This window comes from Janthinobacterium sp. GW458P, assembly GCF_002127585.1.
Classification (GTDB): domain Bacteria; phylum Pseudomonadota; class Gammaproteobacteria; order Burkholderiales; family Burkholderiaceae_D; genus Janthinobacterium.
This window is the reverse complement of sequence record NZ_NEGZ01000019.1, coordinates 40940-58369: the sequence shown is the minus strand read 5'-3', so window position 1 is coordinate 58369 and position 17430 is coordinate 40940. Positions and strand designations below refer to the sequence as shown.

Here is a 17430-nt window from a genome sequence, read left to right as displayed (position 1 = left end):
GGAGAGCGCGTCTATCGCTATATTGTGCATGAATCATCAGCTCCTGAAAATGGCGCCTGCCGGTAACCGAGTCAATTTGACGGTATTGCGCTTGTCCCGCCTGGCAAGGCAGCCTGCCGCAGCGCTTCCAGCGGCAGCTGGAAGAAGCGCGGCACCATGGCCGGCGACAGGTTGTCGCCGCCGTCGGCCATGGCCAGGCGGCCACTGAGCAGCAGCATCACGTAGCCGTGGCCCAGCGACCAGCCGGCGCTGGCGGCGGCCTTGTCCCAGCGCGCATCGAGACCCGCCTCGCGCACGGCCGCGCCCGCCGTCTGCAGCACGTACTGGAAACAGGCCTGCGCCGCCTCCTGCAGGACGGGAAACTGGCGCACGTCCTGGTGCTCGAACATCAGCCGGTAGTGGGCGGGCGCGGCCAGGGCGAATTCGATGTATTGCTGGCCCAGCAGCTGAAAGCGCTGTTCGGCGGGCAGGCTGCCCGGCGGCGGCAGCTGCGTTTCCCATTTCCGTATCAGGCTGGCGAAGCCGGCCGCCGCCACCTCGGCCAGCAGGGCTTCCTTGCTGGGAAAGTGGCGGTACACGGCGGCGGCCGAGACGCCCACCGTGCGCGCCAGTTCGCGCAGCGACAGGGCGGCGTCGCTCTGCTGCGCCAGTTGCGCGATGGCGGCGCCGACCAGGGTGTCGCGCAGCTTGCCGTGATGATAGCTTGTCATTGCTGTTGTCATTCGATGTTATCGCTGTTCACATTGTCGTGTATGATGGGCATGTTATCACTGAAAACATGGAGAGCACATGCATGAGATGAACATTGCCGTCCGTACCGTGGACTTGCCGTCGGGCGCCAGCATCGCCCCGTTGTATCCTGGCAGCAACCTGGCCGACGCCTACGCCGTCGACTTGCCGACGGCGCAGGCGCGCCAGATGGACATGCAGAGCCTGGCGCGCCAGCTGCTGGGCAAGCAGCCGGGCTGGGCGCACAAGCTGATGGTGCTGCGCGACGCCATCGTGGCGCGTTTCGGCATCCGGACGGCAAAACAGATGGAAGCGCGGCCCGGCAAGCGCATCGGCATTTTCCGCATCTATGCCGTCAGCGACGACGAGATCATCCTGGGCGAGGATGACAGCCACCTGGACTTTCGCCTGTCGGTGCTGCGCAATCGTGACGCGGGCCGGCATGGCAGCGTCACCGTCTCCAGCGTCGTGCATTGCCACAACCGGGTGGGGCGCGCCTACATCCTGCTGATCCGCCCGTTTCACAAGCTGATCGTGCGGCATTCGCTGGCGCGCGCGGCCAGGGCGGGCTTCGCCTGAGGCGGGGAGGGGCGGACGGCAAGGGCAATCTTGCTTATTCATGGCCGGTATTGCATACTGCACCACCAGCCTCATCACGATTCCCATGAACGATACGCTTCTCCTGCTGGGTTTTGCCACCACGCCGCTTGAACTGATTTCCTTTGTCCTGGCACTGACAACCGTTGCGCTGAACATCCGCCAGAATCACTGGGCGTGGCTGTTCGCCATCATTTCCTCGGCCGCCTACGGTTTCGTGTTTTTCGAATCGCGCCTGTATGGCGACATGGCCTTGCAGCTGCTGTTCATCAGCGTCTCGTTCTGGGGCTGGTACCAGTGGCTGCATCCGACCAGCGGCGGCAAGACCTTGCCCGTCACGCGGCTGGGCATGCGCGGCTGGCTGGGCAGCGCCCTGGCGTGGCTGGCGGGCTTTGTGCTGCTGGCCTGGCTGCTGACCTCGACCGACACGGACGTGCCTCACGCGGACGGTTTCCTCACGGCTGGCAGCCTGGTGGGGCAATTCCTGCTGTCGCGCAAGAAGCTGGAAAACTGGATCGTCTGGATCGTCGTCGACGTGCTGTACGTGTGGCTGTACCTGCACAAGGACCTGACCCTGACGGCCATCCTGTATGCCGTGTTTGTCGTGATGGCCACGATCGGCTTGCTGGCGTGGAAAAAAGCGGCGCCGGCCGCGCCCGATGCAATGGTCCTCAAGTGATGGGCCGCTGCGTGCGCGTGGCCATCCTGGGCGCGGAATCGTCGGGCAAGTCGACCCTGGCGGCCGCCCTGGCCGAGCGCTACGGCACCGTCTGGGTGCCTGAGTATTTACGTGAATTCGTCGCCACGCAGGGCAGGGTGCCCGTGGCGGAAGACCAGTATGGGATTGCGCGTACGCAAGTTGAACGCGAAGCGGCCGCGGCCGCACAGGCGGGCAACTTCCTGTTCTGCGACACGACGCCCTTGATGACGGCGGTCTACAGCCGCCATTATTTCAATGGCGCCGATGCGCAACTGGCGGCGCTGGCCGATGCCGCGCACTACGATGTGACCTTGGTAACGGCGCCCGACAGCCCGTGGGTGGCCGACGGCTTGCAGCGCGAGTCCGAAGCAGTGCGCCAGCTGATCTACCGCTACCTGCTCGACGAGCTCGACGCGCGCGGCATCGCCTATCACGTGCTGCGCGACAGCCTGGAGGCGCGCCTGGAACAGGCGGCGCCCTTGCTGCAGCAGGCGCTCGCTGCAGCGCCTGCCATTTCCCTCAATTAAAAATCGAACTGCGCCGACACCTTGAACGTGCGGCTGGCGCCCGGATACAGATAGCCGTCCGATTCCGGCGTCACGTCGCGCCAGAAGAACTTGTCGGCCACGTTGTTGACGGCGGCGCGCAGCACGGCGCGGGTGCCGGCGATGCGCGTGGCGTAAGCGGCGCCCAGGTTGAACACGTGGTATGACGGCACGAAAGTCGTGTTGTTGTACTCAAACGCTTTCTTGCCTGCATATTCCCAGCTGCCATTGACGCTCAGGCCCGCCACCTGCTGCACGGCGTAGTTCGCATGCACGGCCGCCTTGAAGGCGGGCACGTTCGGCACGCGCTTGCCGTCGAGGTCGGCACTGCCCGTGCCCGACTGCTGGCTGTTCAGGGCCGTCACGGAAGCGCCCAGGCTCAGGTTGGCGCTTGCCTTGCCCTGGGCCGACAATTCCAGGCCGCGGTGCTGGGCCTGGCCTTCGCGCACGAAGTAGCCGGCCGTGTTCTGGAATTCCAGGCCCTTGCGGATCTGGAACAGGCTGGCCGCCAGCATGAAGTCCGGCGTCACATCCATCTTGGCGCCCAGTTCGATCTGCTTCGAGCGGCTCGGCGACAGCTCTTCGTTGGCATTCATCGCCTTGCGGTCGGCCGTGCCGCCATGTTCCATGCCCTGCGAATAGGCCGCATACACGGATACATTGTCGAGCGGGGTGTAGACGAGCGATACATTCGGCAGCAGGAAATCGTGCTTGGCGCGGATTTCCGTATCGGCCTTCAATACATACTGGTAGCCATCGACATTGATATGGCGCAAGCCGCCATGCAGCTTCCAGTTCGGCGCCAGGCTGACGATGTCCTGCACGAAAACGGAGTTTTCCGTATCCTTGCGCACCAGGCGCACGGGGCCCGTGACGCCGGGCGACGTGCCGACGATCTGCGGCTGGTAGATGTTGCTCACGCCCACCCAGTCGTACACGTACAGGCCGGCGCGGTCCTTGCGGCGGAAGGTCGACACGCCGGCCGTGAAGTCATGGCGCAGCGAGCCGGTGGCGAACTTGCCCTGGATCATGGCTTGCGCGCTCAGCGGCTTTTTCGTTTCGCCCAGGCTGCGGTAGTCATATACGTCGTAATCGCCATTGCCGCAGAAGCCGGGGTACAGGTCCTGTCCGCTGCAGCCGTAAGGGAAGGCCGTGTAATCGTCGCGCTTGAACGAGTGCTGGTTGGCCGACAGGGTGGCGCGCCAGTCCTCATTGAAGGCGTACTGGAAGCGCAGGCCGATATTGCTGGTGACGGTTTCCACGGGGCGCGTCCACGGCTGCAGGTTGAGCATGGCGTCGGCGCTGATGCCGGTTGGCAAGGTTTTATTGTTCAGCAGCTGGAAGCCGGGCGCCGTCGCCTGCGCCTTGTCCTGGTAATCGGCGTCCAGTTGCAGCAGCGCTTGCGGCGAAATCTGCCAGTCGAAGGCGCCGGAAATGAACTTGCGGTTGCCGTCCGCGCCCTTGATGTAGGAGCGCAGGCGCTCGGCCGCCACGTTGACCCGGTAGCCGAAGCGCGTGTCTTCCAGGCGGCCGCCCAGGTCGACGGCGCCGTACAGGGTGCCCCGCTCGCGCGCTTCCACGGTCACCGTGCGCAGCGGTGCGGCGGTCGGGCGCTTGACGATGAAGTCGATCACGCCGCCCGGCGCGGCCACGCCCGCCTGCAAGCCGGCCAGGCCTTTCAGCACTTCGATGCGTTCCTTGTTTTCCAGCGGAATTTGCGTGTCGCCGGGAATGGCCACGCCATCCTTGCGATAGCTGGAATTGTTGTCGAGCTTGAAGCCGCGGATGGTGAACTGTTCCGCATAGCCGACGGCGTTGTAGGCATCGTTGATGCTGGCGTCGAGCCTGGCGGCATCGCTGAGATTGCGGATTTGCAAGTCCTGCATGTCTTTCTGCGAAATGACGGTGACGGACGCCGGCGTCTGCAGCAGCGGCGCATCGCTAAAGCCGCCCACGGAGGCGCGCTTGGCAGCCGGCGCCTTGCTGGCCGTGACGACGACTTCGGCCATGCTTTGCGCCTGCGGCTCGGCGGCTTCGGCGGCGTCATTCGCTGCAAAGGCAGGCGCGGCAAACGCGTGCAGGATGGCCAGGGTCAGGACGGAAACAGATAAATTCGGTGTGGACATAGATTGCTCGTGGTTCAAGCCGTCTCGGGAAAGAGCACGGCAGGCTGCTTGTTCGGCTGGCGCCAACGCAGGAGCTATCAAAGGAGGGAGGTACTTTGCGCTTTCCTTCGCTGGCATTATCCAGATCAGGTACGAAGGGTATCTCTCACCCGGATAACTGCTCCAGGACCCCTAGCGAAATGACAGCTTAGCATGAAGCACGGCCGCTTGTCCCGCCGGCTGACCGTTTTACAACACAGTGGCGTGAATTTGCAAACTGCGCTACAGGCTCAGTTCCAGCACCTTGCGGCTGACGGCGGGCGTCACTTCGCGCTGTTCGCCCAGCGCCGTCATGCCGTGCGCTTCCAGGGCGGCCACGACGGCGTCCACGCTCGCATGGTTCAGGCCGTAGTCGGCCAGGCGCGTCTTGACGCCCATGTGGCGGAAGAAGAATTCCGTGCGCGCGATGGCCGCCTCGATGCGGCCGTCCTCGTCGCCGCCATCGAGGCCCCACACGCGGGCCGCATATTGCAGCAGCTTGGCGCGCTTGGCCTGCTTGCGCACGCGCAACATGCTGGGCAGGATGATGGCCAGCGTCTGCGCATGGTCAAGCTCGTACAGGGCCGTCAATTCGTGGCCGATGGCGTGCGTGGACCAGTCCTGCGGCACGCCCACGCCGATCAGGCCGTTCAAGGCCAGGGTGGCGCTCCACATCACGTTGGCGCGCACGTCGTAGTCGTCCGCGTGCGACAGCGCTTTCGGGCCTTCCTCGATCAGGGTCAATAAAATGCCTTCGGCGAAACGGTCCTGCACGGACGCGTTCACAGGGTAGGTCAAATACTGTTCCATGACATGCGCAAACGCATCGACGACGCCATTGCCCACCTGGCGCAGCGGCAAGGTGAACGTCTTCGACGGGTCCAGCACGGAAAATTTAGGATACACCTTGCGGCTCATGAACGAGCGCTTTTCCTGCGTGGCCTTGCGCGTGATCACGGCCGAGCCATTCATTTCCGAGCCCGTGGCCGGCAAGGTCAGGACGGTGCCGAAGGGCAGGGCCGCTTCGACGATCTTGCCGCCTTTGGCCAGGATGTCCCACGCCTCGCCCTCGTGCAGGGCGGCGGCGGCGATGAACTTGGTGCCGTCGACCACGGAGCCGCCGCCGACGGCCAGCAGGAAGTCGATGCGCTCGCTTTTCACCATGGCCACGGCCTGCATCAGGGTTTCATAGCTGGGATTGGGTTCGATGCCGGCAAATTCCAGCACCGTGTGGCCGGCCAGCGCCGCCCTGACTTCATCGTAGACGCCGTTTTGCTTGATGCTGCCGCCGCCGTAGGTCATCAGGACCCGCGCCTGCGGCGGGATCAGGCCGGCGATGGCGGCGATCTGGCCCTGGCCGAAGAGGATTTGCGTCGGATTGTAAAAATCGAAATTGAACATGGGGCTCCCGCTGCCGAGGTTGAGGCTGTTGCCGAGCCATGATTATGGCCGAACGGGTGGAATCGTGTCGTGGACGCTTGAGCTTTTCGTCCGCGCGGTGGAGAATGCAGCCGATGTCACCACCACGCGAAAAGGAATGCGCATGACCACCGTCCCACTGGAAGAATCCGGCCTGCCGGCCACGGCGCTCGACATGCACCGCGCCATCGGCGCCGCCATCGCCGCACTGCAGGCGCTGGACTTGAACGGCCAGCGCTTCGAGGCCTGCACGGACCCGGAACTGCGCCGCGTACTGGCCCATGCGGGCGACACGAGCCGCAAGGAAGTGGCGATGCTGCTCGAATGGATGCGCCGCCGCGATGCGCGCCTGGACGGGGCCATGAAGGAGGCGCTGTTCAAGGCGGGGCCGATTGTTGCCCAATATCATTATGACGAGAAAATTTTGTAACTATCGGTTTGTTGCTGTAACGTACCATGCGCCACATGCGCATCGTTTCGCGTAGACTGTGCCCCGAACACGATTTTGGGGGAGTTTGCAACGATGAGATCATTACCATACCGAGAAGGCAGCTGGTTTGCCGTGCCCTTGCCGGGCGGCGGCTATGCCGTCGGCGTGGTGGCGCGCAGGGCGCCTGCCGGGCGCATCATGCTGGCGTATATGTTCGGGCCCAAGCGCGACAGCTTGCCGAGCCTGGAAGAGCTGGAAGGCTTGCGGCCGGAGCAGGCCGTGCGCCGCCTGCGCACGGGCGACATGGCCCTGCTCAACGAGCGCTGGCCCCTGCTGGGCGACAGCCGCCACTGGGAGCGCGACGCCTGGCCCATGCCGGCCTTTATCCGCCGCAATGAATCCTTGCAGCGCGCCTGGCGCGCCAGTTATGCGGACGCCGACCCTGCCAAGCTGAACCGCGAGGAATCGATCCCCTTCGACACGCCCGGCATGGAAAGCGATTCCCTGTACGGCTACGGGGCAACGGAATTGCTGATGAATAAATTGCTGGCGCCGGAGCAGGCGTCGGCGTGATGGCTGTCGGGCGGCGTTGGTGCCGGAGCCTGCATCGGACGGCGTAGGTCGGATTAGCGAGGCCTTGCCTCGCCTAATCCGACAACATTGTTGGCCAAGGCCGCTGGTGCTGTCGGCTTACGCGCTTTGCGCTAAGCCGACCTACGCCGCTTATGCCGCTTATGCCGCCGGCAAGCTGATCTGGAACGCCAGGCCGCCGCCTTCGCGGTTGCGCACCTGCAATTCGGCGCCATGGCGCAGCAGCACGCGGTCGACGATGGCCAGGCCCAGACCGGCGCCGTTGGCTTGCCCGCGCGCCGTGTCGAGGCGAGTGAACGGCTTCATCAGTTGCTCGATCTTTTCCGCCGGCACGCCCGCGCCATGGTCCTGCACCTCGATGATCACCTTTTTCGCGCCGTGGCTGGTGCGCACGTGGCAGGCGATGTCGATTTCCGTCATCTCGCTGCCCGGCGTCTTGCCATAGCGGCGCGCATTCTCGATCAGGTTGTTGAGCACGCGGCGCAAGTCGGTGGGATTGCCCATCGCATGCGCGCCTTCGGCAATTTCGGCATTGATCTTCACGTCGGGCAGGCGCATGGCTTCGCGCGTCATGTCGGCCAGCAGGCCGCTCAGGTCCACGTCCGTGAAGCTTGACGCTTCCGTCGGCTTGGCGTAGTCGAGGAACTGGCCGATGATGGCGTCCATTTGCCCGATATCGGACTGGATGCCTTCGCGCGCCTCGTCCGACAGGTTGGCCATCTCCACTTCCAGCTGCATGCGCGCCAGCGGCGTGCGCAAGTCGTGCGAAATGCCGGCCAAAATCACGGCGCGGTCCGACTCCACCTGTTTCAGATCATCGACCATCTGGTTGAAGCTGCGGTTCGCCTCGATGATCTCGATCGGGCCTTTTTCCGGCAGCGGCGCCGGCTGCTTGCCCTTGGCGATGTCGCGCGCGGCCGCCGTCAGACGCGACAGCGGCAGATTGATCAGGCTGGAAATGATGGCCGCGCCCAGCAGCGACAGCAGCGATACCAGGCTGGCCCAGCCCAGCCACTGGAAGCCCGTCAGGCCGCGCAGGCGTTCGCGGTCCAGCATCAGCCAGTATTCGTCGTCGTCGATCTTGAAGCTGACCCAGAAGCCGGCCACGCCGTTGACGCGCGCGGAAAAGCGCGTGTCCTTGCCCAGCTTGGCCTTCACCAGGGCCTCGATGTCGGGCATCAGGTAATTGTCGGGCGGCGGCTCGATGCGGTCGTCCTCTTCCAGCGAGAAGATGCGGATGCCTTCGTTGCTGACGAGGTCGAACAGCAGCTCGCGCCGCAGCTCGGGGGCCGAGTGCGTCAGCGCCGCATGCGTAATGGTGACGACGGAAATGATCTGGGCGGAAATCTGCTGCGCCTGCGGCTCGCGCTGGATGACGGAAATCATGCCGATCCAGGTGATCATGCTGACCGTGGTCAAAGTACCCAGCAGCAAAAAGGTGCGCCAGAACAGGCCGCTTTTCAGCCGCGCCAGGCTGATATCGGGAACAAGCTTCATCATGCCTCGCCAGCGATCAGCGCGGCTGTCCGTCCGGGATGAAGACGTAGCCGAGGCCCCACACGGTCTGGATGAACAGCGGACTCGACGGGTCAGGCTCGATCAGCTTGCGCAGGCGCGAAATCTGCACGTCCAGGCTGCGGTCGAACACTTCGTATTCGCGTCCGCGCGCCAGTTCCATCAGTTTTTCGCGCGACAGGGGCTGGCGCGCATGGCGGGCAAACACTTTCAGCACGGAAAACTCGCCCGTGGTCAGCGGCACCGTTTCGCCATTCTTTTTCAGGGTGCGCGTGCCCAGGTCCAGCACGAAGTCGCCGAATTCGAAGGTTTGCGGCGTTTCCGACGGCGCGCCCGGGATTTCATCGGGACCTTTGCGGCGCAGCACGGCGCCGATGCGGGCCACCAGCTCGCGCGGATTGAACGGCTTCGGCAGGTAGTCGTCGGCGCCCATTTCCAGGCCGACGATGCGGTCCACGTCCTCGCCCTTGGCCGTGAGCATGATGATCGGCGTCTGGTCGCCCGCGCCGCGCAGGCGGCGGCAGATGGACAGGCCGTCTTCGCCCGGCAGCATCAAATCGAGCACCAGCAGGTCGTAGCGCTCGCGCAGCCACAGCTTGTTCATGGCAGTGGCGCTCTCGGCCGTAAAGACATTGAAGCCCTGCTCGGTCAGGTAGCGGCGCAGCAAGTCGCGCAGGCGCACATCGTCATCGACCACCATGATTTTTGCCTGGTGGCCGTGGATCGATTGCGTAGTCGTGTTGCTGCCGGATGTGGAGGTTGTGGTCATTTAGGGTGTCGTGTTATCTTATATTGGTTGCTATAGTAGCGCCTCGCGCGGCGCTCACAAGGGGCTGCGGCGACCCATTACAAACTGTTACAAACTTTACCCAATTACTCTTACTGCACCGTGTAAAGCATCATACACTGGGGCCACAGTGGAAATCAGCTTTAGTTTATACGGCATTGCGGAAGAGGAACTCAATGAATATCATTACCCAAAAAATTCACGCCGCTCCCAGCGCACGGGTCTCCGCACGCGCCTTCTTTGCCACGCTGGTGCTGTCCACGTTCGTTGTCTGCGCCATGTTTGCGGCCAGCCTGGCGCATGCGCAAAACCAGCCGCCGCCGCGCCGCGATGAACAGCAGCAAATGCAGGCCCAGCGCTATGAGCAGGTACAGCGCAGCAGCAATGATACGCGACTGCGCGAACAACGTGACGCACGCAGTTTCGACACGCGCGCCGAAGAGCAGCGCCGCGCCAGCGAAGGCGCCGACGCCTCGCGCCGCACGGGCCGCATGACGCCCGACGAGCGCCGCGACCTGCGCCGCCAGATCAACGAAGTGGGGCAGGATATTTACTCGAATCCGCCGCGCCGTTGATGACATCCGGCAATACCTACTGCGCGTCGCGACTTGTGGCCTGCGATGCTCACTGTACTAAAGTACAGTTCTGCTTCTCGGCCACAATTCACTTCCGCTCGCTATGGTCTTGCCAGATGTCGTGACTTTACCTGAAACATCCATCTCCATTTTTCATTCCCATGTTTGTTGCGTCAGGATTATGTTAATCCGGCACGCCGCCACGCCCCGTGATATTGTTCCAATGCACTGAAGCAATTCTCTGAATTTGTTGCTTGGGGAGGCAAATGGTGAGCGACGACGACACGCCCGTTCCTGATGCGGCCCAGGCGGCCGGTTTGCCGCACGGCCTTGTCCAGCGCGACGGGGGCGTGTTCCTCGACCTGTCGCTGGCGCCCGCGCAATTGCGCGCCGCCGTCGGCCAGCTGTTCCAGTCGGGGCAGCTGCTGGCCGGCCTCGATTACGCGCTGTTCCTGCTGACCCTGTTTCACGCCCCCACGCCCCGCGCCGCGCCCAAGGGCGAAGCCCTGCTGCGCATTGCCGCCCGCGTGGCGCCGTTCCCGCCCCAGCGCCGCCTGCTCTACAAGCAAGTCAAGATCTGCGGCGACAGCGCCGAGTTTTACTTTGAAACCCTGCCTGCCGACGCGGACGGCCAGGCGCCGGCACGGCGCGAATTCGACGAGCTGGTGGCCGACCTGTGGGGCAAGGGCGTGCGCTACGGCATTGATGCGGCTGCCGTGCGCGCCATTCTCGGCAGCGGCAAGGCCGAGCGCATCACGGTGGCGCGGGCGTTGCCGCCGCAGCCGGGGCGCGACGCCCGGCTGGCCGAAGTGTCGCAGGGCATACACCGTAACGACGCGCCGCGCGAGCGCCCCGACGGCCGGCTGGACTTGCTCAGCTTCAAGAACCGTTTTCCACAGGTGAAAAAACATGCGCGCCTGCTGCGCCTGCTGCCGGGCGCCCCCGGCGTGCCTGGCTACGACCTGGCCGGCAATGTGCTGGCGCCGCCCGCGCCGCTGGAGCTGGACCTGGCCACGGTGGCCGGCGCCGGCACGGCCGTCGAGCATTTCAGCGATGGCGACTTCGTCGTCGCCACGCAGGCTGGTTACGTGAATGTTGATGCGCATGGCAAGATTGCCATCGAAAACAGGATCGTCAGCCGCGAAGGCGTCAGCAGCCGCACCACGGGCAATCTGAAGCTGCGCGCCGCCTACGAGGAATATGGCGACGTGCAGGAGCAGCGCCAGCTCGACGGCAGCGACATCACCATCCATGGCGACGTGTACGGCCATCTGCACTCGCATGGCGGCTTGATTTTGCTACAGCGCAACCTGGTGGGCGGCACGGCGTTCAATGAGCACGGCGACGTGCGCGTCGAGGGCGTGGCGTCCGGCTCCGTGCTGCAGGCCCTGAGCGGCGAGGTGCACCTGAAGCGCGCCGAAAGCTGCGTCATCGCCGGCACGCGCGTGGTGATCGACCATGCCAGCAATTGCGAGATTATTGCCGACGAGGCCATCATCGAGCTGGCCGAAGGCTGCGCCGTGGCGGCGCGCACCATCCGCATCGGCAGCGCCGGCCCGCGCAAGCAGGTGGAAATGCTGCTTTTTCCGCTGGTACCGGACCTGAGCGCCCTGGAGCAACAGATTGCGGAGAGCCTGGCGAAGGCCGCGCAGCACCGGCAGATGCAGCACAAGCGCCAGCAGGAAATCGACGTCATCGCGCAATTGCCCGAAGTGCGCAATTACCTGACGCTGGCCGGCCAGCTGCGGCACGGCGAGCGGCAGCTGCAGCCAACGCAACAGTTGCAGTACGACAAGCTGGCCGCGCGCATCGCGCCCGTCCTGAAGGAAGTGGCGCGCCTGCGCGTGGAGGTGAAGCAGTCGGAAATCCTGCACGCGCAGATGCTGGCCCTGGTGGAACAGCTGCGCCATGAGCGGCAGGCGACGGCCGGCCAGTCGCGCTGCGTCCTGGGCCTGGTCGACGGCGAGACGACGGTGCGCGCCATGGTCGCGCCGCCCGGGCCGGCCAAGGTCTACGACCGGCCGCCGAAAGAGATCAAGGCCCTGCTGCGCAGCGCCACGCCGGCCACGCAGCCCGTGTTTGCGGACAGCGCGGGCAGCCTGGACTGGACGTATGCGCCGCCGTAGCGATTAATCCGTGACCCTGCCGCGCGACTGTTTGAGCACGCTGTGCGTGCTCTTGCTGTCGAGACGGCGCCGCTGCGAGCTGCGCGTGGGCTTGGTGGCGCGGCGCACGGCGGGCAGGAAGCTTACGCTGTCGATAATTTCCTGCAAGCGCCGCAAGGCCTCTTCCTTGTTCTGTTCCTGGCTGCGCGACTGCTGCGCCTTGAGCACCAGCACGCCATCCTTGCTGATACGGCTGTCGCGCAGGGCCAGCAGCCGCTCCTTGTACGCTTCCGGCAGCGACGAGGCGGCGATGGGGAAGCGCAGATGGATGGCGCTGGAGACCTTGTTGACATTCTGTCCGCCCGGGCCCTGGGCGCGGATGGCGGAGAATTCAACTTCAGCGGGATTGACGAGGTGTTGCATGGCCTGCCTGTGGAAAAACGATGGGGGTATTGTAAGGCAAGACGCGCGGGACTGCGCCTGCGCAAGGCCGCGGCCGCAGCGGGCGCTGTCTTCCGGGAAAGTTGATGTTTCTCAACGCCGCCTGCGGCGATGCCCGTTAGCATGGGGCCAACGTTGCGCCACTGCGCATCCTGGCAGCGCTTACCGGATGAAAGGAACACCATGCAGCCCACGACGACGCCTGGCGCCGCAGCAACGGTGCAACGCAGCACCGCGCCATCCCTGACGCAGTACCTGAGCTTCCGGCTGGGCGGCCTGGAATACGGCCTCGATTACCGCTGCGTGCGGGAACTGCGCCCGCTCAAGGAACTCGACCGCTTTTCCTCGGAAGGGGAAGTGCTGCACAGCGTGGCCGTTTCGCGCGGCGTGATCATTCCCATCGTCGACATGCGCGCCGCGTTCGGCAGCGCCGACGGCGCGCCCGACCCCGCCACCGACGTGATCATCTTGCAGCTGAGCAATGGCGTGATGGGCATGGTGGTCGACGGCGTCACCGACATCGTCAGCCTGGCGCCGGCCGACATCGCCGCCGTGCCCGGCCTGGGCGAGGCGGAAGCCGACTACCTGCTGGGCCTGGGCGCGGTGGCGCGACGCCGCCTGATCCTCGTCGACATCGACCGCCTGATGGCGATCCGCAGCCCCGGTCCCATGCAGGTCGCCTAAAAAAAAGACGACCCGGAGGTCGTCTTTGTGCTCTGCCTTAGCCGAGTTGCTCTAATTGATCCTGCAAATCGAGCCATTCCGCTTCCAGCTGCGCCAGGTCCTTGGTGAAGAAGGTCTGGTCAGCCAGCAACTGTTTCAGCTTGGCCTTGTTGGCGGCGTCGTAGATGGTCGGTTCGCCCAGCTTTTCTTCCGTTTCCGCCTTTTGCGCGTTGCGCTTGGCGATCTGCTCTTCCTGGCGCTTGATCTTGTTTTCGATCGGCTTGCGCAGGGCGGCCGCCTTCTGGCGGTCTTCCGCTTCCTGGCGCTTGTCGCGCACGGGCGCGGCAGGGGCGGCGGCCGGCGCAGGCACGGACGACGTTACCGGGAAGTCGGTCTTGTTGGCCTTGCCGGCGGCCGGCAGCACATCGGTACCTTTACCCAGCTTGGTCTTGAAGAGCCAGTCCTTGTAGTCGTCCAGGTCGCCGTCGAATGGCTGCAGCTTGCCGTCGGCGACGATGATGAATTCGTCCGTGGTGGCGCGCAGCAAATGGCGATCATGGGAAACGACGACCAGGGTGCCTTCGAACTGCGCCAGCGCTTCCGTCAGCGCTTCGCGCGTTTCCAGGTCCAGGTGGTTGGTCGGTTCATCGAGCAGCAGCAAATTCGGACGCTGCCAGACGATCAGGGCCAGCGCCAGGCGGGCCTTTTCGCCGCCCGAGAACGGCGCGATCGAGCTGGTGACCATGTTGCCGGGGAAGTTGAAGCCGCCGAGGAAGTTGCGCAACTCCTGCTCGCGCGTGGTCGGCGCGATCTTCGACAGATGCCACAGCGGCGATTCGTCGTGGCGCAGCATTTCCACCTGGTGCTGGGCAAAATAACCGATGTTGAGGCCCTTGCCCAGGGTGGCGTCGCCCGTCAATGGCATCAGTTCGCCCGCGATGGTCTTGATCAGGGTCGACTTGCCGGCGCCATTCTGGCCCAGCAGGCCGATGCGCTGGCCGATCTGCAGCGAAAACTTGATGCCGTTGACGATGGTTTTATGCGTGATCTCGCCCGTCGCTTCGTTCTCGATCTTGTAGCCCGCATCGACGTCTTCCATCACCAGCAGCGGGTTCGGCGCGCTCAAAGGCTCGCGGAATTCGAACGAGAATTCGGCGGCGGCGCGCAGCGGCGCCAGTTCTTCCATCTTCGCCAGCGCCTTCATGCGGCTTTGCGCCTGGCGCGCCTTCGAGGCTTGCGCCTTGAAGCGGTTCACGAAGGACTCCAGGTGGGCGCGCTTGCGCTGCTGCTTTTCCAGCGCGCCGGCGGCCAGGATCATCTGCGCCGCGCGCTGGCGCTCGAAGCTCGAATAGTTGCCCGAGTAGCGCTTCAGCTTGCGCTCGTCGATATGCACGACGACGTTGACCACTTCATCGAGGAAGTCGCGGTCATGGGAAATGATCAGCAAGGTGCCGGCGTAGCGTTTCAGCCAGTCTTCCAGCCAGATGATGGCGTCCAGGTCCAAATGGTTGGTCGGTTCATCGAGCAGCAGCAGGTCGGACGGGCACATCAGCGCTTGCGCCAGGTTCAGACGCATGCGCCAGCCGCCGGAGAAGCTGGCGACAGGCTGCTGCATCTGGTCCAGGGTAAAGCCCAGGCCCAGCAGCAATTGTTCGCCGCGCGACTGCACGGTATACGCATCGGCGTCGGCCAGGGCGCTGTAGATCTCGCCGATGGCGATGCCGTTTTCCGACGTGGCCGGCTCCGATTCCAGGCGCGCCAGTTCCGCTTCCAGCTTGCGCAAGGTCACGTCGCCGTCAATCGCGTAGTCGAGCGCGGCACGGTCCAGCGGCGGCGTTTCCTGCGCCACGTAAGCCACGCGCCATTTGGCCGGGAAATCGATTTCGCCCTGGTCAGGGTGCAATTCGCCGCGCATCATGGCGAACAGGCTCGATTTGCCCGCGCCATTGGCGCCGATCAGGCCGATCTTGTCGCCCGGATTGAGGGTGACATCGACTTGTTCGAGCAACGGTTTGATGCCGCGCATCAGGCTTACTTGTAGGAAACGTATCATTTTTTTCTTTGTGTTGTAAATTAAGGCACTGCGCCGCTTGCGCCAGCGTTTATGCCAGCTTGAGCTGCTCGGCCGTCAGCAGGAACACCATGTCGTCGCCGGCGCTCGTCGTCAGCCAGGTCAGGCCCAGTTCGCCGAAAGCCGCTTCCGCGTAGGCGCGCTCGTTGCCGATTTCAATCATCAGGATGCCGTCGTCCGTCAGGCGCTCGGCCGCGCCGGCGATGATCTTGCGCACCAGGTCCATGCCGTCGCTGCCGCCGTCGAGGGCGATCTGCGGTTCGGCCAGGTATTCCTGGGGCAGCGCGCCCATCGACGCGGAATTCACGTAAGGCGGGTTGCTGATGATCAAATCATATTTCTTGGCCGGCACGTTCGCGTACAGGTCCGATTCGATCAGGGTGACGCGGTCCTGCAATTTATACGTGTCGACGTTGCGCTTGGCCACGGCCAGCGCGTCGGCGGAAATGTCCACGGCATCGACGGCGGCGTTCGGGAAGGCGTCGGCCATCATGATGGACAGGCAGCCCGAACCGGTGCACAGTTCCAGGATGTTTTCCACGGCGTCCGGTTCCGCCACCCATGGCGAGAAGTATTCAGGGATCAGTTCGGCGATGAAGGAGCGGGGCACGATCACGCGCTCGTCGACGTAGAAGTTATACGTGCCCAGCCAGCCTTCCTTGGTGATGTAGGCGGCCGGCACGCGGTCGATGCTGCGGCGGTCGATGACGCTCATGACGCTGGCCACTTCCGACGGCAGCAATTTGGCGTCGAGAAACGGTTCGAGCTTGTCGAGCGGCAACTTCAACGTGTGCAGGATCAGATAGGCGGCTTCGTCGAACGCTTCGGCGCTGCCGTGGCCGAAAAACAGCTTGGCGGTATTGAAACGGGTAACGGCGTAGCGCAACAGGTCGCGTGGCGTGGAAAACGGGTTCGGGGTCATGGCATTCTCGAAAAGACGGTGTTCTGGCCCGCCGTGACGGGCCTCGGTATTCTGCTTCAGACGGGCAGCAAATGCTCCAGCGTGCGCCGGTAAATATTCTTCAGGGGATCGATGTGGCGCAGTTCGATGTGCTCGTCGATCTTGTGAATACTGGCATTGGGCGGCCCGAATTCTATCACTTGGGGGCAGATTTGCGCGATAAACCGGCCATCCGAGGTGCCGCCCGTGGTCGACAGCTCCGTCGCGATGCCCGTTTCTGCCTGGATGGCGGACGACAGCGCATCGGAGAGCGTGCCGCGCGGCGTGAGGAAGGGCAGGCCGCTCAGGGTCCACTGCAAATCGTACTGCAAGTCATGCTTGTCGAGGATGGCGTGGACCCGTTCCTGCAGGCCTTCCGCCGTGCTGGCCGTGGAAAAGCGGAAATTGAAGTCGATCACCATGTCGCCTGGAATGACGTTGTTGGCGCCCGTGCCCGCGTTGATGTTGGACATTTGCCATGAGGTCGGCAGGTAATACTCGTTGCCCGCGTCCCATTTTTCCTCGACCAGGTCGGCCAGCGCCTGCGCCGCTTCGTGGATCGGATTTTTCGCCAGGTGCGGGTAGGCGATATGGCCTTGCACGCCCTTGATCGTCAAGCGGCCCGACAGCGAGCCGCGGCGGCCGTTCTTGATCATGTCGCCCAGCTGCGCGCTCGAGGTCGGCTCGCCCACGAGGCAGTAGTCGATCTGCTCGCCGCGCGCCTTCAGTTGCTCGCAGACGATGACGGTGCCGTCCGTGGCGGGGCCTTCCTCGTCGCTGGTGATCAAAAAGGCAATGGAGCCCGTGTGCCCGGGCGTGGCGGCGATGAATTCCTCGCAAGCCACCACCATGGCGGCGATCGAGGTCTTCATGTCGGCCGCGCCACGGCCGTACAGCTTGCCGTCGCGGTGCGTGGGAATGAACGGTTCCGAGCGCCATTGCTCGACGGGGCCGGTGGGCACCACGTCCGTATGGCCGGCAAAGACGAACACGGGCGAGGTGGTGCCGCGGCGCGCCCACAGGTTGGTGACGTCGTTCGACTGGATTGTCTCGCAGACAAAGCCCAGCGGCGTGAGGAGGTCGATCAGGTGCTGCTGGCAGCCCTTGTCGTCGGGCGTGACCGAGGACAGGGCGATCAGTTTTTCGGTCAGGGCGAGGGTTTTGGAGGTGGTCATGGT

Annotated in this window: 17 protein-coding genes and 1 riboswitch; of the genes, 8 read left to right on the top strand and 9 right to left on the bottom strand. The window is 64.2% G+C overall.

Translation table 11 applies throughout. The annotated features are described in order from the left end of the window. Positions 1 to 71: 71 nt before the first annotated feature. Positions 72 to 710 carry a TetR/AcrR family transcriptional regulator gene (locus tag CBW50_RS13140; RefSeq protein ID WP_172404755.1) on the bottom strand — a complete coding sequence of 213 codons (639 nt, stop codon included), beginning with the start codon at positions 708 to 710 and terminating at the stop codon, positions 72 to 74. A 79-nt stretch (positions 711 to 789) separates the two neighbouring features. Between CBW50_RS13140 and CBW50_RS13135 the strand changes: the two genes are divergently transcribed. The 3 genes from CBW50_RS13135 to CBW50_RS13125 all read left to right on the top strand — a co-directional run bounded on the left by CBW50_RS13135 (position 790) and on the right by CBW50_RS13125 (position 2553). Then, on the top strand, positions 790 to 1308 hold the full coding sequence (locus CBW50_RS13135; RefSeq protein ID WP_086145976.1) for a DUF2867 domain-containing protein: 519 nt from the start codon (positions 790 to 792) through the stop codon (positions 1306 to 1308). 85 nt (positions 1309 to 1393) lie between these two features. Then, entirely contained in the window at positions 1394 to 2005 is a 612-nt protein-coding gene (pnuC, locus tag CBW50_RS13130) for a nicotinamide riboside transporter PnuC (RefSeq protein WP_086145990.1), read from the top strand. After that, positions 2005 to 2553 (top strand): AAA family ATPase, encoded by a 549-nt coding sequence (locus tag CBW50_RS13125; protein WP_086145975.1) that lies wholly within the window; start codon positions 2005 to 2007, stop codon positions 2551 to 2553. The genes pnuC and CBW50_RS13125 overlap by 1 nt, the downstream gene beginning before the upstream one ends. On the opposite strand, the gene CBW50_RS13120 is transcribed toward CBW50_RS13125, so the two are convergent. Together CBW50_RS13120 and CBW50_RS13115 are read right to left on the bottom strand one after the other, a co-directional pair. Then, entirely contained in the window at positions 2550 to 4697 is a 2148-nt protein-coding gene (locus tag CBW50_RS13120) for a TonB-dependent siderophore receptor (RefSeq protein WP_086145974.1), read from the bottom strand. The genes CBW50_RS13125 and CBW50_RS13120 overlap by 4 nt on opposite strands. An 85-nt stretch (positions 4698 to 4782) precedes the next feature. Next, a riboswitch (TPP riboswitch) is annotated at positions 4783 to 4880 on the bottom strand. A gap of 78 nt (positions 4881 to 4958) precedes the next feature. Next, positions 4959 to 6116, bottom strand: coding sequence for an iron-containing alcohol dehydrogenase (locus CBW50_RS13115; protein ID WP_086145973.1), 1158 nt, complete (start codon positions 6114 to 6116; stop codon positions 4959 to 4961). 142 nt (positions 6117 to 6258) lie between these two features. On the opposite strand from CBW50_RS13115, the gene CBW50_RS13110 reads away from it, so the two are divergent. Next, entirely contained in the window at positions 6259 to 6564 is a 306-nt protein-coding gene (locus tag CBW50_RS13110; protein ID WP_226935859.1) for a hypothetical protein, read from the top strand. Between the two features lie 93 nt (positions 6565 to 6657). Beyond that, positions 6658 to 7137, top strand: coding sequence for an Imm26 family immunity protein (locus CBW50_RS13105; RefSeq protein WP_086145971.1), 480 nt, complete (start codon positions 6658 to 6660; stop codon positions 7135 to 7137). A 159-nt stretch (positions 7138 to 7296) separates the two neighbouring features. Here the strand turns inward: CBW50_RS13105 and CBW50_RS13100 are convergent, their stop codons facing one another. Further along, positions 7297 to 8655: a sensor histidine kinase gene (locus tag CBW50_RS13100; protein ID WP_086145970.1), complete on the bottom strand. Its 1359-nt coding sequence runs from the start codon at positions 8653 to 8655 to the stop codon at positions 7297 to 7299. Between the two features lie 13 nt (positions 8656 to 8668). Further along, the gene (gene ompR, locus CBW50_RS13095; RefSeq protein ID WP_223278807.1) at positions 8669 to 9370 is read right to left on the bottom strand and encodes a two-component system response regulator OmpR; all 702 of its coding nucleotides are present in this window, start codon (positions 9368 to 9370) and stop codon (positions 8669 to 8671) included. 263 nt (positions 9371 to 9633) lie between these two features. Between ompR and CBW50_RS13090 the strand changes: the two genes are divergently transcribed. Together CBW50_RS13090 and CBW50_RS13085 are read left to right on the top strand one after the other, a co-directional pair. Beyond that, positions 9634 to 10032, top strand: a complete 399-nt coding sequence (locus CBW50_RS13090; RefSeq protein ID WP_172404754.1) for a hypothetical protein — start codon at positions 9634 to 9636, stop codon at positions 10030 to 10032. Between the two features lie 266 nt (positions 10033 to 10298). Next, positions 10299 to 12158, top strand: a complete 1860-nt coding sequence (locus tag CBW50_RS13085) for a flagellar assembly protein A (protein ID WP_086145969.1) — start codon at positions 10299 to 10301, stop codon at positions 12156 to 12158. A gap of 3 nt (positions 12159 to 12161) precedes the next feature. Here CBW50_RS13085 and arfB read toward each other — a convergent pair whose 3' ends face one another. Next, positions 12162 to 12560, bottom strand: a complete 399-nt coding sequence (arfB, locus tag CBW50_RS13080; protein ID WP_086145968.1) for an alternative ribosome rescue aminoacyl-tRNA hydrolase ArfB — start codon at positions 12558 to 12560, stop codon at positions 12162 to 12164. 201 nt (positions 12561 to 12761) lie between these two features. Here arfB and CBW50_RS13075 point away from each other — a divergent pair, with 201 nt between their 5' ends. Then, entirely contained in the window at positions 12762 to 13262 is a 501-nt protein-coding gene (locus CBW50_RS13075) for a chemotaxis protein CheW (protein WP_086145967.1), read from the top strand. A 37-nt stretch (positions 13263 to 13299) separates the two neighbouring features. On the opposite strand, the gene CBW50_RS13070 is transcribed toward CBW50_RS13075, so the two are convergent. The 3 genes from CBW50_RS13070 to dapE are packed head-to-tail and all read right to left on the bottom strand — an operon-like array spanning position 13300 to position 17427. Then, complete coding sequence (locus CBW50_RS13070; RefSeq protein ID WP_172404753.1) at positions 13300 to 15294, bottom strand: ATP-binding cassette domain-containing protein; 1995 nt, start codon at positions 15292 to 15294, stop codon at positions 13300 to 13302. A 49-nt stretch (positions 15295 to 15343) separates the two neighbouring features. After that, on the bottom strand, positions 15344 to 16234 hold the full coding sequence (gene prmB, locus CBW50_RS13065; protein WP_086145965.1) for a 50S ribosomal protein L3 N(5)-glutamine methyltransferase: 891 nt from the start codon (positions 16232 to 16234) through the stop codon (positions 15344 to 15346). 56 nt (positions 16235 to 16290) lie between these two features. After that, a complete protein-coding gene (gene dapE, locus CBW50_RS13060) occupies positions 16291 to 17427 on the bottom strand; it encodes a succinyl-diaminopimelate desuccinylase (RefSeq protein ID WP_086145964.1) in 1137 nt (378 codons plus the stop codon). Between the last annotated feature and the right edge of the window lie 3 nt (positions 17428 to 17430).